The organism is Flavobacterium sp. CFBP9031 (assembly GCF_034044945.1).
Lineage (GTDB): Bacteria > Bacteroidota > Bacteroidia > Flavobacteriales > Flavobacteriaceae > Flavobacterium.
In genome coordinates, this window is record NZ_JAXCWF010000007.1 from 73,753 (window position 1) to 95,027 (window position 21,275).

Sequence of the window (21,275 nt, forward strand, 5' to 3'; positions counted from 1 at the left end):
CTTAGCAACTTAGGATCTTTTCACTCAACTGGAATCTTCAAATATTCCCCTTTAAAACTCTGGTTCAACGCCGTCATTTCAATCGGATTGCCAGAACCGTCAGGGATAACCTCTATAGAAGCTTTTCCGTTTGCCATTCTAATAGATTCACTTCCCGTTGGTGTTCCTTGGTTTTTTAATGTTTTTCCGCCTTTTAGACATTGAAAATAGACACTCGCTTCATAATCCAAACAGCGTAAATTGTTATTGTCAATTGCAATTGCCGTAACCAGATAATTGCCGTTTTTTAATTTTTCCGAAGACAATTGAAGCGAAGAAGCAGTATCATTTTTATTGAAGCGATAATTGACTTTTATCGTATCAGAAACCGTTTTTCCATCTTTATTTTTACCAATGGCAATTAAAACGTTTTCTCCTTTTTTAAAATTGACATCCCAAGTTAAACCATTTGCAGGATAAAGGGAAAGATTACGCTGTTTTTCTCCCAAAGATTTCCCATCATGAAATAGCGTTACTTTCTCGCAATTACTGAAAACACTGATTGTTCTTGGCGTATTTTCTGGACCTTGACGTTCCGTCCAGGTATGCGATTCGATGTAAGCGAAAGGTTCTTTTGCCCAATAACTTTTAAAAACATAATATGCGTCTTTTGGAATTCCGTTTCGATCCGTAAGTCCTTTTTGGTTCATATATGGAATATCGTCTTCTGGACGCAGCGGCGTTGCAAAATCCTTAAATGCCCATTGAATATTTCCCACAAACGTTGGGTCATTCTCGGATATATGCAAATGCCAATCAAACAAATCAACTATATAGTTTTCGCTCCAATCGCCAATTTGGGCAATGTTAGCCACTTTAGTCTGTACAATAGCTTCTTCCCATCCTTCAGCTTTTATTACATTTTCGCCCGTTACAGGATTTTCGCTGTGGCGCCCAACATGACTGTCTCCGCCATACTCGGCATGAATAAAATGCTTGTATTCTTTTTTGTAGACATCAATTGCTTTTTGGTAGCTTTTATAACTTCCAGAATACCAACCAGACCAGATAGAGGGAGAGAAGATATCTACAATATGAGATCCTTCATAATATTTTCTGATAGCCGTTTTTCTTGTCGGATCAAGTTTATGAGCAATATCATTCAATTCATTTAAAAACACATTGGTTTTATCTGCGTTATCTCCATCAGGAAAATCTGGAAGCCAGTTGATTTCATTTCCTAAAGACCAAATTATAATACTTGGATGATTGTAATTTTGATTGATGATTTCTTCCAGCATGTTTTTGGTGTTGGTTTTCCACACTTCATTTCCAATTCCGCCACGACACCAAGGAAGTTCATCCCAAACCAAAAGTCCAAGTTCGTCGCAAGCTTTATAAATTTCAGGATCTTGCGGATAATGTGCTAAACGAACAAAATTAGCGCCCATTTCCTTAATCGATTTCATATCAGCCCAATGCTGTTCGTTGCTCATAGCAGCTCCAACTCCAGCTTGTTCTTCATGACGGTGTGTACCGCGAATTAATAAACGTTTTCCGTTAAGGTAAAACGGACCATGATCTTTAAATTCAAACCATCTGAAACCTACTTTTTCAGAAACACTATCTCTAATTTGATTTTTTTCTGATAAAACAGCAGAAAGTCGGTATAAATTTGGTTTTTCAGTATCCCAAAGTTCTGGGTTTTTGATGTTTTCGAAAGTAATTGTTGAAGTTTTATCTGAAACCAAAACGGTTTTACTTGCCACTTTTTTCCCTTTCGGGTTTTTTAAAGTTATCGTCAATGATAAATCTTTTGAATTCTCAGGGTTCACAAAAGTAGAAACAATTTGCACCGAAGCTTTTTTAGCAGAAACTTCAGGAGTTGTAATTTTTATATTTTCGATATGATTTTTGTATTTCGAAACTAGCCACACATCACGCGTGATTCCGCCATAAATAAAGAAATCGCTTTTTTGAGATGGAATAATTTCAATATCATAACTATTATCCACACGAACAAAAATATCGTTGTTTCCTTCTTTGATAAAGTTGGTAATGTCTATTGAAAAACCAATATAACCACCAATATGCGAACCAGCTTCTTTTCCGTTTACATATACTTTTGTGGTTACATTTGAACCTTCAAAGTATAATGAATAAACATGGTTTTTATCGATTTGCGCAATATTTAATTTCTTCTGATACCAACTGGCATCGCGTCTGTATCCTGGATAGAGGTCGGTTGCATCTTCGGCATTCCAAGTATGCGGTAAGTTTAAAGAAGTCCAGTTGGAGGCTTTTTGCGCTTCGTTTAGTTTTTGAGTGTCATTTTCTAAATAAAGCCAATTGTCATTGATGTTCATCTTTGTCTGAGCAAAACTGCTGCTCAGACAAATTTGAAACAAAACAAAAAGCGCAAAAATTGAAAATGTATTGTGTTGATATTTCTTCATGTGTGTTTAGGTTCAGAGGTTCAAAGGCTCAAAGATTCCAAGGTTCAGTAGTACAAAGGCAAAAAAGCTTTGCTACTTTGTTACTTTGTCACTTTTTCTTAATAGAGCTTCCAAAAAATAATAATCGGCATAGATTATAGGTTCGTCAATTTCATCATGTTTTGGCCAGTTTCCTGTACTGTGATCAAATAGGAACGGTGCTTTAATTTTAGTATCTAAAATATAGTTATCCGTTTGTACCGAAGCCATCAGTTTATCGGCGAAAGCCAGATAACTGTCATTTTTGGTATAACCATGCAATTCATATAAAGCAGATGCCATCACCATTGCAGCCGAAACATCGCGCGCCGAATTTGGAATACTAGGATCTTTAAAATCCCAATATGGAATTCCGTCTTCTGGAAGGTTTTTATTCGTCATAAAAAACTTTGCCGTTGCTTCGGCTTGTTTTAAATAAGCAGGATCTTTTGTATATCTGTACGACATCGTAAATCCGTAAACTGCCCATCCTTGACCTCGTGCCCAAACCGAATCGTCATTGTAACCTTGAAGTGTGGTTTTCTTTCTAACTTCGCCTGTATTTGGGTTATAATCGATAACGTGGTAACATGAATTGTCTTCTCTAAACTGATTTTTCAAAGTTGTATTGGCGTGTTTAATCGCAACATCGCGGTATTTTGGATTTCCAGATATTTTGGATGCTTCAAAAAGCAATTCCAGATTCATCATATTGTCGATGATAACCGGATAATCCCAAATTTCTTTGTTGAAATCCCAAGAACGAATCGAACCCACTTTTGGATTAAACCTTGTGCACAAAGTTTCAGCGCCTTTAACAATTACCGCTTCGTATTCTTTCCTGTTTTCCACTTTTAGAGCTTCTCCAAAACTGCAAAACACTTTAAAACCTACGTCATGCGAATTACTATTGACACTTTCTTTTTTGCTGAAAGGAGTCCATTTTTGAGCTTGTTCTTTATATTTTGAATCGCCTGTTAATCGGTACAATTGCCAAAGATTTCCAGCAAAAAAGCCGCTTGTCCAATCTCTCGACGGCACTTTGCGAATCTCAAGAGTTTTTATATTCATACTTCTAGGCATAGACATAGAATCTACTGGATAATCGAGTAACATTTTGTAACGCGTTTCCAGTTTTTCTGTCGCTGCTGAGGTCGTTTTTGTTTGAGTATTAATTCCGGATTTGCATGCTGTTACCAGCGATGCAAACCCAAGAATTAAAGAAATGAAACTGACATTCTTCATATTAAAATAATATATATTTTGTGATCGTGATTTTTAGACACGAATTTGACGGATTCGCTATTGCGAAAACGCAGATTTGGCTTTTTTTTCTTTTATCTGCTAAATCTGCAAGATCTGCGGGAAACCAATTATGCGAAACGTAATAAAAAAAACCGTTTCAATCCGCGCTTTTGAGATAGCAAACCCGTTTCATCCGCGTTCAATTAATAACCAGGATTATTTGGTTTTAAATTCGGATTAATAGCCAATTCTGTTCCAGGCAGCGGCCACAAATAATCTTTGTTTGGATCAAAATTGGCATGTGGTTCTAAGCCATCTGGTCCAAATACTTCGGGTCCGATTTTAAGTCTTTTAATGTCGTACCATCTTACATATTCAAAAGCCAACTCTAATCTTCTTTCATCAATAACCATTTTTCTGAAATCTGCCTGAGATAAGCCCGGAGTTACGTTTGCTGGAAAAGAAACTAATTTACCCGCTTTGTTTCTTGCTCTTGCACGAACACGGTTTACATAACCATTAGCTTCTGTTGTTCCCGGATTAATTTCGTTTAAAGCTTCTGCTGCTGTCAGCAAAACTTCTGCAAAACGCATGGTAATGTAGTTGTGCTGAGAAGTTCTTCCGTTAGCACCTGCTTTTCCTGGAAAACGGAAATATTTGGCAATGTGTGGGCGAGGTGCTTTTTCATTATCGCTTGAAGGAAAGACTTGTAATGCTCCTCCTGGTCCGGTTTTCTTTCTGATAATGGTATCAAAACTTACCGCTCTTCTATAATCTCTCTGATCCCAAGTGTTGAAAACTTTTAAAGACGGAACGGCAACAGAGAATCCTTGTCCGTAGCTATAACTATCATCTTTTAAAGATCCAGTAAAAAAGGCGGTATAATCCTGACCGTAATTTCCTGATGTTAAGTTATTAAAGTCAATTGTAAAAAGTGGCTCTTTTAAAGTAGCTGTTTTAGTAGCGTTAAATAAATCCTGAAAATCAGCATCCAAACCTAAACCAAATTTAGCTTCGTTGGTAATTACAAATTTTGCTTCATCATATGCTTTTTGAAAATTTCCTAAAGTCAAATAAACAGACGCTAGATATCCTGCGGCAGTACCTTTCCCTGGAACAGCTTTTACTTTTGGTTTATCCTCCAGCCATTGTTTCGCAAATTCTAAATCGGCAATAATTTTTGGATAAACATCCGCTTCTTTTGTTTTTCCAATCGAGTTTACCTGATTCACATCATTCACCACAAAATCAACATACGGAATATCACCAAAAAGGCGCACTAAATGATAATAAGCAAAAGCTCTTGCAAAATACGCTTGAGCTGCAATAGCGTTGACTTTTGCTGGATCGCCAGGTGTTTTTTTAGCACCTTCAATCGCCTGATTTGCGGCTGTGATAATTACATACGATTGAGGCCAAAAGTTTGCCACAAGCGCGTTGGTATCATTCATTGACATATCGTTTACATCAATACGAGCCGCTTGCGTTGTTCTGTCGCCAATATCAGACATGTCGTCACGAAGCATAAGGGCAATTGTAAATTCTCTTCCCCAATAATTATTGTGACCAATGTTGGCAAATGCACCGTTTACAGCAGCCTGCAAATCGTCTGTATTATTAAAAAAGTTCTCTGGACGAATAATTCCTATTGGTTTTTCTTCTAGATCAGAACAGCTAAAAAACGCCATTGTTCCAAAGCAAAGAAGAGCTATATATTTTTTCATAATTGTTTTAGATTAAAATTTTAAATTGAATCCTGCTGTAAATGTTCTTACGTTTGGATATCCTCCATAATCCAATCCTAAATTGGTATTACTTCTAGAATTCGTGTCGTTCAAGTAATTCGTTTCAGGATCTGTTCCTGGATAATCAGTAATGGTCCAAAGGTTTTGTGCACTGATGTAAAAACGAACTTTGCTTAATCCCATTTTAGAAACAACTTTTTCATCTAAACTATATCCAATAGAGATGTTTTTTAAACGGATATAACTTCCATCATAAACAAATCTTGAAGTGATTCTTTTTGTTCTTGCCGCATTTGCAGGAACATTTGTATCAGTATGAGTTGGTGTCCAAGCATCTAAAACTTCAGTTGTAGCGTTGTTATTTCCAGAAGCCAATTCCATCAAAGTATAGTTTAAGATTTGACCTCCTTGCGAACCTTGAAAGAAGATATTCAAGTCAAGATTTTTATAAGTGAAATCATTGTTGAATCCGAAGATGAAATCTGGGTTTGGATTTCCGATGATTGTTTTATCTTGAGAATCCAATTTTCCGTCACCATTTACATCTCTAAATTTTTCACCACCTGCAACAGTTTCAAAGTTTCCTGGTAAGACAGCTTCACCTTGCTGAATTACGCCATCATAAATAAATCCAAAGAAAGAACCTACTGGCTGTCCAACTCTTAAAATTTGCGATTCTGTTGCTAAGAAATGCCCAGGAGCAGAGTTGATTAAAAGATCTTTGTTATCAGCCAATTTTAAAACTTTGTTTTTGTTTGAAGAAATATTAAAGTTTGTTGACCAAGTAAAATCAGAACCAATAAAGTTTCTGGTATTAATACCTAATTCCCATCCTTTATTTTCTAATTCTCCCACGTTTTGAAGCTGAGAAGCAATTCCAGAAATTCCAGGAAGTGGCCTGTTGAACAATAAATCTTTGGTAATCGTTTTGTAATAATCTGCTGTAATACTAATTCTATTATCAAACAAACCTAAATCAATTCCGTAATCCTGCTGATACGACGTTTCCCATTTTAAGTTCGGATTGTCTAATGAAGTCAGCTGAACCGAATTTGTAATTACATCACCGCTTACATAATAGATTTCAGAAAATCTAGAAAGAGTTGAGTAGGCACCAATTGAAGGGTTTCCTGTTGCTCCGTAACTTGCTCTTAATTTTAAGTTTGAAACCGTTTTATTGTCTTTTAAGAAGTTTTCTTTACTAATGTTCCATCCGATTGCGCCAGAAGGAAAAGTTCCGTATTTGTAGTTTTTACTAAAACTTGAAGAACCGTCACGTCTTGCTGTAAATGTCAATAGATATTTGTCGGCATAATCAAAATTCAACCTTCCAAAAGCAGAGATTAACTCAGTTTCAGATAAACCAGAATCAGGTTTTAAGAAAACAGTTCCAGCGCCTAAATTTCTATATGAATTCGTATTCGTCAAAAATCCTCTTGAAGCGGCATACGAATTTTCGTTTTTGTTTTTCTGGTAAGAGTATCCTCCAAGAACTGTCAGTATTCCTTTGTCGATAATTTCGCGTTTGAAAGTCAAATAGTTCTCTGTCAGGAAAGACGAAAATCTTGTGTTGTTTACAGAAGCTTCTCCTTTGATGTTTTTTCCGGCAATTAAAGTGGAAGGAATAAATCTTCCTGTTTGCGAATTATTATCGGTTAAACCTAAAGTAGTTTTAAAATCAAGATCTTTTGTAATTTGGTATTGAGCGAAGAAATTGTTTCGGTTTACGATAGAAACAGTTTCCAAAATATTTTCCATTGCCGTTGCGTATGGATTATCAATATCGTCACCAATTGGAGCAGTCGTTGTATAAGTTCCGTCTGCATTGTAAATTCCTTTATCAGGCATAAAACGATATGCAGAAGCAATTACACCTGCAGCACCAGTTCCTCCAGCACCTGTCTGACTTACGATTCCTTCTTTGTTCTGCTTGCTTGTAAAAGTGTTTAAACCTACTTTAAATTTTGGAGTTAAATCGGCCTCAAGATTTCCAACAATCGTGTATTTGTCAATTCCAGAATTGATTACAACTCCATTTTGGTTGAAATACGTTCCAGAAACATAATATCTGATATTTTCAGATCCGCCTGAGAAAGACAATTGCGTATTCGAAATCATTCCTTCACGATAAATCTCATCTTGCCAGTCTGTATTTGCAGGACCTTGCGTGTGCGTAGTAAAACTTTTTCTATAAGCTGCAAATTGATCTGCATCTAATAAATCTAATTTATTATTTACGGATTGAATAGAAGTCGAATTGCTAAACTCAATTACTGGTTTTCCTGGTTTTCCTTTTTTGGTTGTTACCATGATAACCCCGTTAGATCCGCGAGAACCATAAATAGCAGTTGCCGAAGCATCTTTTAAAACTTCAATAGAAGCAATATCCTGAGGAGCTGGCATAGAAACACCTGCAAAGCCGTCTACAACAATCAGGGCATCTCCACTGGCATTGATAGAAGTTCCTCCACGCACTCTAATTTTTGTAGGAGCTCCAGGTTCGCCACCATTATTGGTCATTACCGAAACACCCGCTGCACGACCTTGTAAAGCTTGTTCTGCATTTAAAACAGGAAAAGCAGTTAGTTCTTTTGCCGTTACAGAAGATACAGAACCCGTAATGTCACTCTTTTTACGTGTACCGTAACCCACCACGATAACTTCATCGAGTGCTTTTGTATCTGGTTTTAAACTTACATTGATAACATTTTTAGTTCCAACTGGAACTTCGACCGTTTGAAATCCTACGAAATTGAAAACTAAAACAGCATTTTTCTCTCCTACAATTACAGTATAATTTCCGTCCATATCGGCAGAAGCGCCTACAGAGGAGTTTTTGATATAGACATTAGCACCTGGAAGCCCGAGCAAATCTTCGCTGGAAGTTATTTTTCCAGTTACTTTTCGTTCCTGTGCATGCATCACGATATTTACCAGTAAAAAAGATACTAGAAAACACCATCTAAACGATTTGTTTTTGTGGTTTGTAAACATTCATTTTTTGGTTTTAAGGTTAATAAGTTAGATAAAGTAGAAAAGCAATAAACTCATTCCGATTATGATGATGACAAAGAAAATTTGCAGCAATAAGAATTTTGTTTTTTTGATTTTCATATCGCAAATGTATAGGCCGAAAAAGAAATAGAAATACAAAAAAGGGTATCTAAAAATACAGATACCCTTTTTTAAGCCTTTAAAAATGCGAATTGTTTAAATAAGATTTTAAATGTGAGTTGTAAAAAGTAAATAGTAAAAAGTAAATAGTTTAGTTACCTCTAACAATTCACATTTGACATCTCACATTTAACATTTAATATTTAACATCTCACATTTCACAATTTAATCGTAGGAGATTTATAAAATTTGTCGGCGTATTGAGATGGAGTTTCACCGTACTTTTTCTGAAAGCATTTGCTAAAGTATTTCGGATTGTTGAAACCGACTTTATAACTGATCTCAGAAACCGTTAATTTGTTTTGTTCTAATAATTGAGCCGCACGTTTTAATCTGATTTCATGTATAAATTCGTTTGGCGTGCAATTGGTCCAAGCTTTTATTTTTAAGAATAACATCGTTCGGCTTACGCCTAATTCTGAACAGAAAAACGGAATATCGAATTGTTCGTTTGAAATATTTTCTTCTACAATTTTGAATGCTTTTTTCAATAATTCTTCATCCAGAGAAGAAACCGTAATTTCTGACGGAATAAAACTGTCTTCACTTGAAAATTTGATTCTCAAACGTTCCGTTGTATTTAGAAGATTTTTAACGCGAAGCCTGAATTCCATTAAATTGAATGGTTTACTAATGTAATCATCGGCACCGCTTTCTAATCCTTCAAATTTGTAAACTAATGACGATCTCGAAGTCAGCAGAATAACCGGAATATGGCTGGTTTTGATGTTTTCTTTGATTCGTGAACACAATTCAGTTCCTACCATTTCTGGCATAATCACATCGCTGATAATCAGATTTGGAACAAATTTTAAAGCTTTCTCTAAAGCAATTTTACCATTTTCGGCTTCGATAATATTGTAGTCTTTTTTGAGCAGGTTTTTCATGAACTTTCTCAAGACTTTATGATCTTCAACAATTAAAATCGTTTGTTTTTCTTCGTTTACAATTAAATCTTCAATGTCATCATTTTCTACAATTTCTGAAGTTTCTAACTGAGCTGCGTATTGTGCAATATCGTCACTGATTTTAAAATCAGGAATAATTTCGTTGTCCAGAAGATGTTCACGCCCAAGCGGTAAAGTCACTTTAAAAATAACTCCGCCAGAAGGTTTATTGGTAACATCAATTTTTCCTTTATGAAGTTTAACAATGTTTTTAACGATAGAAAGTCCGATTCCTGTTCCTTTATTGTAATTTTTCTGAACCTGATTATGTGTTGGAACTTCAAAAAACAGATCGAAAATTTTATCGATATGTTCCTCGGCAATTCCTACACCCGAATCTTCAACGGCGATAAACAGATTCTGCTGGTCTTGATTGATTTTAATTTTGATCGAACCGCCTTTTGGAGTGTATCTAAAAGCATTTGAAATCAGGTTATAAAATACGCGTTCCAGTTTATAGCGGTCAAAATAAAGCAGAATTTCTTCGTTTTCAGTTTCAAACGTATAATCGTATCCGCCGTCTTTGGCATATTCGATAAATGAAAGAAAGATTTCTTTGGTAAATTTGACAATATTTCCGTTTGCAGATTCCAGCGTAACCTGATGATTTTCCAGTTTTCTAAAATCCATTAAACGGTTAATCAAACTCAAAAGATGATTCGCGCTTCCTTCAATAACCAAAAGTTTTTTATACATTTCGTTGGTTCCGTTGTAATCGGCTAAAATTTGTTGTAACGGCCCTAAAATCAAAGTTAAAGGCGTTCTAAATTCATGCGAAATATTGGTAAAGAAATCTAGTTTCAGCTTATTGTTTTCTTCAATACGCTGCGTTTCCAGATATTCCAGTTCGAGTTTTTGTTTCAATCTCGCTTTCGATTTCATAATCCAAATCAGGCCATATAAACCTAAACCAATTATGATTCCGTAAATCAGAAATGCCCAAATACTGCGCCATGGAGCAGGATTTACAATAACGGTTAAAGTTGTTGGAGATTGATTCCAAACGCCGTCATTGTTGGCGCCTCGAACCTCAAAAGTATAAGTGCCCGGATTTTGAATCGCAAAATTAGCTTCACTGTTTTTAGTAGTTGTCCAGTTATTTTCCAAACCAACCAAACGATAACTGTATTGGTTATTTTTGGATCGAATGTAATTTGGAATCGCAAAACTGATCGAGAAATTTGCCTTGTCATAATCCAAAGTGATCGTTTTAGTATAGCCAATGCTCTGTTCTAAGATTCCGTCTTTATCATGCGCATTTACTGTTTCGTTTTTAATTTTCAAATCGGTAATTAAAACCTGAGGAGCATACTTATTTAAGGAAATTTTTGTGGCATCGAAAAAAGTTGCACCTGACGGGCTTCCAAAATAAAACTGATTGGAACCTAATTTTAAAGCCGAATTATCGTTGAATTCATTACTCGCCAAACCATCTTTCTGATCATAAATTACAACCGATTTTTTAATTGTATTGTACTTGATAATTCCCTGATTAGTACTGATCCATAGGTTTTTATCGTCATCTTCTAAAATCGAATGAATAGAGGTAATAACCGTATTTCCAATTCTAAGATTGATTCTGGTGAACTTTTTTCCATCAAAAACATGAAGTCCTTTGGCTTTTGTTCCTACCCATATTTTATTCTGAGAATCTTCAAACAAAGTCAGAATATCATCTCCCGACAAAGCCGAATGATCGTAAAAGAAATGTTGTATTTGGTATTTCTTAGAATCAAAATTTTGAAGCGAAATGCGATTTAAACCATTTTGTGTTCCAAGCCAGATTGAATTTTGTTTGTCGATCAAAATACTGCGAACCATATTATTGGTTAGAAAAACAGGTTTAGAAGTATCATTTCCAATAATTTGGAAGGTTTTGCCTAATGTGTTGTAACGAATTAAACCTTTGCCAAAAGTTCCAATCCATAAGATTTTATTTTCAGCTTTAAGAGAATAAACACCGCTTTCTTTCAGTAATTCGGTTAAATCAGATGCAATTCTATTATCTTCCATTCTTTTAGAAATGGTATTGTAAGCCGATAATCCTTTCGAAAAAGTTCCAATCCATAAAATATGATCGTCTGCAAGACACATGGCCTTGATATCATTTTTATGAGTTTGTCCAGTTTTACTATTGATATAACTTACAGCTTCGGTAGTTGTATTGTAAATGCTAATTCCACCGCCTTCAGTTCCAAAATAAATGTTTTGGTTTTTATCTGCAATAATAGAACTTACAACATCAAAACTCATTGGAATCTTTTTCGAATTCTGATTGTAATTGGAGAAATTGACATTCGAAACGTCCCAAAGATTTACACCTTTGTAATAACAGCCAATCCAAATAGAACCTTTTTTATCCATAAAAATAGATTTTACTTTGTCGATTCCGTTGGCATTAGTGCTATTATTGATTTTTTGAATATTTTTCTCTTTACCTAAAATATAAATTCCGTCATAAGCGCCAACCCATAGAGAACCTTGATTGTCAATCACTAAAGAGCGAATGTCGGTATTGATTTCGCGGTATTTTTCAGCCGGTAAAAAAGAAATAAAAGCTTTTTCTTTTAGATCGAATTTTAAAAGTCCTTTGTTTTTTGTCCCAACCCATAAGCTGCCATCTTTGTCCTCAATAACCGATTGAACGTTTAGTAAGTCAGTTGTGTTTAATGGATAATTTTTAAAAGATAATTTACCATTTTTTCGACTGGTCAATTGGCATAAACCTTTCGTTGTTCCAATCCAGATTTCGCCTTTTTTAGTTTTTAAAATGCTCAGAATATTATTGCTTGGAAGAGTAGAAGCATCACCATCGGAATGAAATACGGAAGTAAATAATCCTGATTTTTTATTGAAAATCGTTAATCCTTTTGAAGTTCCAAACCACATTTCACCGCCAATTTCCCTAATACTCCAAACCGCATTATTACTTATAGTATGATTGGCTTTGGTGTGAAGATATCTTGTAAAGCGATTCGAAACGGGATCATAGCAATTTAGTCCGTTGTAAGTTCCCACCCAGATTTTTCCTGAATCGTCTTCTTCAATGGCTAAAATATCATTATTGCTAATCGAAAATTTATCAGTTGCATCATTCCTGAAAATTGTAAATCGGCTTCCATCATATTTATTAAGACCATCGCGGGTTCCAAACCACATCTGCCCAAATTTATCCTGATGAATGGCAATGACAGAACTCTGCGAAAGCCCGTCTGTTGTAGAGAAATTTTTAAGACGGTATTTATTTTGGGAAAACAAATTCCCGAAAACAAATACAATTGCGAGAAAAGCTATTTTATATTTCATAGCGTTTATTTTTAGTTTCAAAGTTGCAAAGGAGCAGAGATGCAAAGTTTTTTTAGTTATGATTTAATCTCGCAAAGTCGCTAAGACGCAAAGGTTTTCTCATTTTTGTCATTTCGACGAAGGAGAAATCTTCGCAAGTAGCTCCGTACAGAATTTCGTCAATCTTTATAGAGTTACTCGTGGAGATTTGCTTCGCTTGTTTGCTATCGCTTGAGTCTCCTTTGTCGAAAGTGACAAACTATACTTAATTAATGATTAAAATGAACAAGTAAAACTTTGCGTCTTAGCGACTTTGCGAGATTAATTTTAAACACATAGAAACATAGATTTTTTCTTTTTATAAAAAAGGCATTTAAAAAAAACTAGTTTTTCACACATAGCTTCACGCAAAATCTATGATTATTTATGTAAGTGAAACGCCTTTTTACGTTCCTAAAAGCTATGTTTCTATGTGTTTAAATTTATTTTTTCAAACGTTTATTTAATTGATAATCGTACAAAGAAGGAATCTTCTCAATTGGCGTATTCAAAAATTCAATATAGGGATCAATGTCGTATTTGATTTCAAATTTCGTATTTCCGTGAACACCAATGATTCTGGCTAAAGCGCCGTCTTTCATTCCGTACAATAAAACTGGTTTTGATAGATCTGGATTTTCAACCTGAACATTCAGATTCCAAAACGTGCTGAAAGGACCGTGAGAAGGTTTCCAATAATCTGCACCTCCGCCGCCAAATAAGGCGTAACTATTATTTTTGTCTGTTTTTATGTGAACGGTAATATTATCAAATAAATTTTGATGATTGGCTCCTGAATGCTGATCTAGAAGTGGGTCAGTAAATATCTCGCAGTTTTGATACACATTTTTAGTTGCAAAAGTGTTGAAACTTAAAGGATGGACGGCAGAATTATAGATTTTGAGATTCTTAACCAAAATATTGTGCACGCCGCCTAAAGTTACGGTGTAATGCGATAAATGCGGTCCATCGGTTGTAATATCTTGAATGGTAACGTTAGCAACTTCTTCGGCTAAAATTCCGCTGTCGGCATTGGTGATTTTCACATCTTTAACCCAACTGTTGAAAAGACGAGTTAAGAAGATACCATTATTGCCAGGTTCTACGTGATGCGCGACTCTTGGAATATCAGGAAACGTAAAACGAAGATGCTCGATACCGACTTCGTTTAAATGTTTCCACTCAACCAATTGCGCCTGATAACTTGGCTTAATTGAAATGGTTAAAGGTGTTTTTAATGTGATTTTGGAACCCGAAATTTTAGTAATTTCAACCTGCTGTCTCACAATGGGAAGTTTTGGAAATTTCCAGTGATGCGAACCCGGTTTTACTTTAGCTCCTTGATATAAATCGTTGATGATTTCGCCATTTTCGCCGTCTTTATTAAAAAGCTGCAGTTCAACAACATCACCGACTTTTAAACCTTTGACATCAGAAACTGTAATGACATGCTCGCCCATTTTTCCCGAACTGACTTTCGCCAACGGATTAGACTCTGGTTCGTATTTATCCAAATACGATTTTACGCGTTCGCCCGAAACTTGCGTCCAGATAAAACCTCCAGACCAAGCGTATTGCGAGAAAGGCAAATCGATATTGTTTTCAGGTTCGCGCTGTCTTTTATCAAAAGCGGTTAAATATTCGCGAAGTTCAGCCAAAACATAAGAATCTTTAAGATACATCATCGGTCTTGGGCAGTAGATTTCAGTTCCATTTTCGTTAGAACCTGCGCCACGAAGTACAAAATTGCTTCTTTCTATATAGAGAATTTCACTTAAGATAATGCGTCCAGCTGGTAATTGCAGAATGACATTTCCCTCAGCAGCATTCGCGGCTTTAAAGGCTTTTAAAAGCGCTTTTGAATCGTCCAAATTGTCATTTGCTTTTACGCCAAAATCAATTGCATTTATGACTTTTCCATTGGTTTCGGGAATCTGGCTTTCGCCGAAGTGATATCCCGCATAACTAAAATCTGGAAGATAATTGGTTTTTGAAGTAATAATTTTGGGTATTTCCTGTGCCAGTAAAGTGTTTATAAAAAAGCCACAGGATATAAGAATGGCTTGGCGAATCATGGTTTTGTGGTTTTTGTGGTTAGTTAGTTTTTTTGTTTTGCCACGAAGGCACTAAGGCACGAATTTTTTTTTATCCACAGATTAAAAGGATTAAAAAGATTTTTTTTCACGCAGATTTGGCAGATTATAGAAGATTTTATTATGTATAAATTATCTGCGTTCATCTGCTTAAATCTTTTTAAATCTGCGTGAAACAAAAAAATAAAAAACTTTGCGTCTTAGCGCCTTAATGGCAAACAAAATTATAAAGATCGTTTGATCCCTAATTCAAGTCCGCGTAGTTCTGCTAAGCCTCTTAAACGGCCAATTGCAGAATACCCCGGATTTGTTTTTTTCTTCAAATCATCCAGCATTTGATGTCCGTGATCTGGGCGCATTGGTAGTTGAGTATTATTTCTTTTTTCAACTTCCAAAATGGCTTTTACAACTTCGTACATATCTACATCGCCTTCCAAATGATTTGCTTCGTAAAAACTTCCTTCTTCATCGCGCTGCGTGCTTCTTAAATGAATAAAATTCATTTTGTCGCCATGGCGTCTCACAATTCCAGGCAAATCATTATCGGCGCGAACACCGTAAGAACCTGTACACATTGTAAATCCGTTTGATGGAGAAGGAGCGGCGTTCATTAATTCCATCAAATCTTCTTCGGTACTTACGACTCTTGGTAAACCTAAAATTGGGTAAGGAGGATCGTCTGGATGGATAGCCATCAAAACACCTTTACTCTCAGCAACCGGAATAATTTCTTTCAGAAAATGAAAAAGATTATTCTTTAAAGCCTGTCTGTCAATATGATTATAAGCACTTAATGTTACTAGAAAATCTTCAACAGAATAAGCTTCTTCAGCCCCTGGAAGCCCAGCCAGAATATTTTGTTGCAATTTTACTTTATCTTCTGATGTCATGGCTTCAAAATAGCTTTTTGCTTTTTGTTTTTGTTCTTCAGAATATTCGTTTTCTGCACCTGGTCTTTTTAAAATAAACAATTCAAAAGCAGCAAAAGCATTAATGTCAAAACGTAAAGCTTTTGAACCGTCTTCAACTGTATACGATAAATCGGTTCTTGACCAGTCTAAAACAGGCATAAAGTTGTAACAAACACATTTGATACCGCACAAAGCCAGATTGCGAATGCTTTCTTTATAATTTTCTATATACTGAAGATAATTTCCAGTCTGTTTTTTAATGTCTTCATGAACCGGAATACTTTCTACAACCGACCAAGTTAACCCAGAAGCACCTTTTTTAGGATCGCCGTTTTCGTGTTCGATTTCAACTTTTCGCTTAATGATTTCGTCAATACTCCAAACTTCCCCGTTCGGAATATGGTGTAAAGCCGTTACAATTCCCGTTGCTCCAGTTTGTTTGATATCTTGTAAAGAAACAGGGTCATTTGGTCCGAACCATCTTAATGTTTGTTCCATTTTTTATTTTTTTTTATTTCTTGCAAGGTTTCCAAAACCTTGTAGGTATTTTAATTTATAATAATCTACAATTTAAACCTGCAAGGTTTTGGAAACCTTGCAGGAGAGGGGTGAAATCTTAAATGCTTGTTGCAGCAAATCCGCCGTCAACTTTTAAGATAGTTCCAGTAACAAATTTTGACATATCGCTGCATAAAAATAAAAGTGCACCGTCAATATCTTCTGGAGTTCCAAATCTTCCCATTGGTGTATGTTCGATGATTTTTTCACCTCTTGGAGTCAGTTTTCCTTCTGGAGTAAGCAATAAAGCGCGGTTTTGTTCGCCAATAAAGAACCCAGGAGAAATAGCGTTTACACGAAGTCCTTCGCCATATTTTTGAGCCAGTTCCACCGCCATCCATTGTGTAAAGTTGTCAATTGCCGCTTTTGAAGCAGAATATCCTACAACTCTTGTTAAAGGTCTTTGTGCCGAAGCCGATGAAATATTGATGATGTTTCCTGATTTCTGTTTCGCAAAAAGTTCGGCAAAAACCTGAGTTGGAAGCATTGTTCCGATAATATTTAAATCAATAACTTTTTGCAGATCATCGCTTTTCATATCATAAACCGCTTGATCAGGCTGAATGGTTGCGCCCGGCATATTTCCGCCAGCTGCATTAATTAGAATATCTAGACGGCCGTATTTTTCAACAATAAAATCTTTGGCTTTTTCTATTTCTCCCTTATTTAAAACATTCGCTTGAACGGCAAAACCTTGCCCGCCGTTTGCTTCTATGGCTTTTACTGTGTTTTCAGCTTTTTCCAGTGATTGCGAAACGATTCCGACAATTACACCTTGTTGTGCCAAGGTATTTGCAAATCTGCTTCCTAAAACTCCAGCACCACCTGTTATTAAGGCAATTTTTCCTTGTAGATTGAATATTGAATCCATTTTAATTTTTAATTTTCAATACTTTAAATTCCAAATTCCAATTTGGAAATAAAGCACATTTTTGTATAATTAATTTTTACTTTTTTGATTTATTTAGCCCCATCAGTTCATATTGAGTTTGGAATTTGGGTTTTCAAATTTGGAATTTAACTTTTGATTGTTTCAATCAATTCCAAAACCCTTTTGGTTTCTTTTTCGATTGTCTCGTAAGCACCATATTCCATTACTTCTTTGCTAATTAATTTGCTTCCCATTCCCACAGCAGACACACCAGCGTTAAACCAAGTTTCGATATTTTGTTTAGTAGTATCAACACCTCCAGTTGGCATAAAAATTAAGTTTGGAAAAACATCTTTGATGGCACTCATAAAATCTGGACCTAAAATGTTTCCGGGGAAAAGTTTAATGAATTTTACTCCAGCATTTTCAGCAGCAATAATTTCAGTTGGCGTCATGCAGCCTGGAGCGTATAAAACTTCTTTAGAAATTAAAAACGAAGCAATTTCAGGAACAAATCCTGGGCTTATAAAAAAGTCGGCTCCAGTTAAATAATACGTTTCTGCTTGTGCTAAATTTTTGATGGTTCCAATTCCTAAAAGCATTCCTGGCATTTCAGCGTTTCTTACTTCAACCATTTTTTTGAAATTAGAAAGCGCTTCTGGACCGCGGCTTGTATATTCTACTGCTCTAATTCCAGAGTTATAAAGTGTTCTTAAAATCGTGATGCTTTTGCTTTCCTCTGCATTAAAATACAATGGAAGCATTCCTTGTTTTACAATGACATCAATCGAATTCTGAATAGTGCTCATGACTTATATTTTTACTTTAATAACGATTTTTTTCAGTGTTCCTTCACCAATCATTGCGGTATGAACATCTTCTGGAAACAGAATAGCGAATTGTTTTTCCTGCATTTCAAAAAAAGTATCTGGTGCATCATGGAAAAATCTAACGTCTCTTTCATCGCTGTAGTCGCCATTCGGATTCACACATTTTTCTCTTGGCTTCCATGCAAAAGTTTCGGGTCCTTTAATCGAAATTTGAATATCGATGTTTTTATCATGACATTCAAATCCTTTTACAGCTTCTTCCTTTGTATTTCCTTGTCCAACAATTACAATTAGTTTTAAACCTTCGCCAATTTCAAAAGCCCCTTCTTCTAGATTGGCAATGTCATTTTGATTAACATAATCAAAAGCTTTTTTGAAATTTGGATGCAGACCGTAGTATTTTGGTGCATTTTGTAATGAGTCTAGTATCATTTTAATTGATTATTATTTTTATTTTTCAGTGTTATATGTATATTTGCGTGTACGCACACGGTGTTTTACAAATGTATGCAAAAAGTGATGTAAAACAACTTATTTTTAATAAAATAAATTAATTTTACCCGACTGCTTTTATTTTTTTAACTTAAAAAGAATCAATATCATAACAATTAAAAAAATTGCCGAACTAGCTAATATTTCTACCGGAACTGTCGACAGGATTATACACAAACGCGGACAAGTAGCGCAGGAAACCGTAGATAAGGTGAATGCAATAATTGAAGAGTTTGGTTATACCCGAAATATTTTGGCAAGTAATCTGGCACTGAATAAAAAGTTTCATTTTGCAGTTTTCCTTCCAAAATCGGAAACTTTGGAATATTGGAAAAGTCAAACTGACGGAATAGAAAAAGCAGCTGTGGAATTCAGTAAATTCGGAATCGTATTGGATTATTTTTTCTACGATTATAATTTGGCATCGTTTAAAGAATCGGCTCAAAAAGTATTGGGATTTGATTGCGATGGTTTATTGTTTGCACCGATTTTTTACGAAGATTCTGTTCAGTTTTTAAAGGAATATGAAAAAAAGAATATTCCGATTGTGATGATCGATTCGAATATTTCTGAAGAAAACGAACATGCTTATGTAGGGCAAGATGCTTTTCAGAGCGGTTATTTAGCTGGAAGATTAATTAGTTTTGCCGTAAAAAATGAGCGACAAGTTTTAATTTTTAAGATTACTAGAGAAATCGAAAGCACTTCTGTGTATCAGCAGCGTATAAAAGGTTTCTATTCGTATTTTCAAGACCATGATGAATTGACCAATTTTAAATTTTCTGAATTTACCTTAAAAGATTCCGGAATCGATCAATTGAGTTTAGAAATGTTTTCGGGTGTAAACAGCGTTTTTGTACCCAATTCTCGAGCGTATATTGTTGCCGAGTTTTTAGAAAAAAACAATATAAAAGGTGTTCGAATTATTGGTTTTGATTTGCTGAAAGAGAATATCGAATATTTAAACAAAGGCGTAATTGATTTTTTAATCAATCAAAGACCCGAAGATCAAGGTTATATGGGTATTAATTATTTGTATAAGAAATTGGTTCTGCAAGAAGAGACGGAGCGAACGCATTATATTCCGTTAGAAATTATTTTGAAGGAGAATTATTTTCCTAGAAAATGATTTTTTCTAAAGTCTAGTTTGTCATTTCGACCGAAGGGAGAAATCTTCGTAAGAAACTCCGTATAGATTATCACCAATCTTTGTAGAGCTACTCGTGGAGATTTCTCCCTTCGGTCGAAATGACAAACTGTATGGAAATAGGTAGATATAAAAAACTTTGCGCCTTAGCGCTTTAGTGGCAAAAATAATTATTTCTTCACCTTCACAATCAAAGGATTATTAACCTTTTCCGCAAAAGAGCTCAAATATTTTTCCCATTCCTGTTTAGTTTGAAACGGACTTCCTTTTTTCCATCCAAAGCCAACATAATAAATAGCTTTATTGTTCTTAACAGCAATATTTCCGTACAGATTACTTAGATCTTTTTCGTCTGTTACATGATTGTCAAAATTGATTAAATTGCCTTTAGGAACAACCAATCCTGTGCCAATTTCAGAATCGTCGATTGGCTCCCAATAGCTTAGCCAGCCTTCTTTTACATTTGTTCCAGTTGTTCCTTTTTTATCATGAAGCGTTAATCCGGCAGCAATTTGCTTAGTTCCCGTAATATTGATTTCAAAACGAGAAAGCTGACTTCCGTAATCTAAACTAATTAATTTCGATTCCGTTATTTTATTGCCTTTTGCATCCCAATCGGCATAGGTCAGAATAAAACTCGTTCTGATAGGCCCTGTTGTAATGGTTTTCCAGCTGATGAAATTTTTAGAAAAATAATATTTTCCATCAACATTTACAGCAATTCCACCCACACCACGGCTGTCACCTACATGAAAGTTGTCTAAACCTTCGCCGGTATCTTTATGATACGTTCCGGTTCCGTTTGTGGCTTTTTCATACCATTTATTAATGATTGGATAATCTACTCTTTTTAGCCAAGCATCGATTCCGCTAGTTAGAGTACCTCCAGGAATTTTATCTTCAACCATTTTTTGAGCCACTGGCCCGTAAGTTCTAAAAGCTACTTTATTGTTTTCCCACGCATAGTCATCTGTACGTTCTGGAACAAAACGAGAATAGCAGCTAACTACTTTTGAAGCATTTGGATTTGTTCCAACTAATACTTCAAAATCCTGTTTAGAAGCAGCTTTGATTTTTGGCTGAAAAAGCAAAACATCTGCATTTCCGTCGTCATCATTATCTACGGTTTGAGTTTCTAAGAAAGTATTACTGCTAATGTCTTTTACAGCATAGTTTTCAAGTTTCGAATCGGTATTTAATCCAAGTGATTTTTTAGTCAATTCGATGGTTTCAAATTCTCTGTCAACTTTTAAAAAGTTGGAAATTGTAATGATTTTATTCTGAGAAAAAGCTGCAAAATGGGCTGTCAGAATGGTTATGATAAAAAGATGTTTTTTCAAAATGTTATGATTTTAATATTTCTCAAAATTAGGTTTGATAGGATTATAAAAGTACAAATCAAAACGGAATTGAAAATACAGAATAGGAGTAATTCTGTACAGAAGTTTGAAAATGAGCAGAAAAGCTTTATCAAGAAAATAGATT

General features: G+C 35.2%; 12 protein-coding genes. 1 reads left to right on the forward strand and 11 read right to left on the reverse strand.

Annotation, left to right across the window (positions count from 1 at the left end; translation table 11 throughout):
* Positions 1-20: 20 nt before the first annotated feature.
* The 10 genes from SOM12_RS13250 to SOM12_RS13295 form a co-directional block, all read right to left on the reverse strand.
* On the reverse strand, positions 21-2,435 hold the full coding sequence (locus tag SOM12_RS13250) for a glycoside hydrolase family 2 protein (RefSeq protein ID WP_095930754.1): 2,415 nt from the start codon (positions 2,433-2,435) through the stop codon (positions 21-23).
* Positions 2,436-2,507: 72 nt separating this feature from the next.
* Positions 2,508-3,698: a glycoside hydrolase family 88 protein gene (locus SOM12_RS13255; RefSeq protein WP_320493757.1), complete on the reverse strand. Its 1,191-nt coding sequence runs from the start codon at positions 3,696-3,698 to the stop codon at positions 2,508-2,510.
* 203 nt (positions 3,699-3,901) lie between these two features.
* Positions 3,902-5,422, reverse strand: coding sequence for a RagB/SusD family nutrient uptake outer membrane protein (locus SOM12_RS13260; protein ID WP_250836416.1), 1,521 nt, complete (start codon positions 5,420-5,422; stop codon positions 3,902-3,904).
* A 12-nt stretch (positions 5,423-5,434) separates the two neighbouring features.
* Positions 5,435-8,437 carry a TonB-dependent receptor gene (locus SOM12_RS13265; protein WP_320493758.1) on the reverse strand — a complete coding sequence of 1,001 codons (3,003 nt, stop codon included), beginning with the start codon at positions 8,435-8,437 and terminating at the stop codon, positions 5,435-5,437.
* Between the two features lie 338 nt (positions 8,438-8,775).
* On the reverse strand, positions 8,776-12,870 hold the full coding sequence (locus SOM12_RS13270) for a two-component regulator propeller domain-containing protein (RefSeq protein WP_320493759.1): 4,095 nt from the start codon (positions 12,868-12,870) through the stop codon (positions 8,776-8,778).
* 461 nt (positions 12,871-13,331) lie between these two features.
* Entirely contained in the window at positions 13,332-14,963 is a 1,632-nt protein-coding gene (locus SOM12_RS13275; protein ID WP_320493760.1) for a hypothetical protein, read from the reverse strand.
* Between the two features lie 242 nt (positions 14,964-15,205).
* Complete coding sequence (uxuA, locus tag SOM12_RS13280) at positions 15,206-16,390, reverse strand: mannonate dehydratase (protein ID WP_320493761.1); 1,185 nt, start codon at positions 16,388-16,390, stop codon at positions 15,206-15,208.
* Between the two features lie 118 nt (positions 16,391-16,508).
* Entirely contained in the window at positions 16,509-17,321 is an 813-nt protein-coding gene (locus tag SOM12_RS13285) for an SDR family oxidoreductase (protein WP_320493762.1), read from the reverse strand.
* 146 nt (positions 17,322-17,467) lie between these two features.
* Positions 17,468-18,130: a bifunctional 4-hydroxy-2-oxoglutarate aldolase/2-dehydro-3-deoxy-phosphogluconate aldolase gene (locus SOM12_RS13290; RefSeq protein WP_095930746.1), complete on the reverse strand. Its 663-nt coding sequence runs from the start codon at positions 18,128-18,130 to the stop codon at positions 17,468-17,470.
* Positions 18,131-18,133: 3 nt separating this feature from the next.
* Positions 18,134-18,583, reverse strand: coding sequence for a YhcH/YjgK/YiaL family protein (locus SOM12_RS13295; protein WP_095930745.1), 450 nt, complete (start codon positions 18,581-18,583; stop codon positions 18,134-18,136).
* Between the two features lie 184 nt (positions 18,584-18,767).
* Here SOM12_RS13295 and SOM12_RS13300 point away from each other — a divergent pair, with 184 nt between their 5' ends.
* The gene (locus SOM12_RS13300; RefSeq protein WP_320493882.1) at positions 18,768-19,772 is read left to right on the forward strand and encodes a substrate-binding domain-containing protein; all 1,005 of its coding nucleotides are present in this window, start codon (positions 18,768-18,770) and stop codon (positions 19,770-19,772) included.
* A 188-nt stretch (positions 19,773-19,960) separates the two neighbouring features.
* Here SOM12_RS13300 and SOM12_RS13305 read toward each other — a convergent pair whose 3' ends face one another.
* Positions 19,961-21,130, reverse strand: coding sequence for a DUF4861 family protein (locus SOM12_RS13305; protein ID WP_320493763.1), 1,170 nt, complete (start codon positions 21,128-21,130; stop codon positions 19,961-19,963).
* Positions 21,131-21,275: the final 145 nt, after the last annotated feature.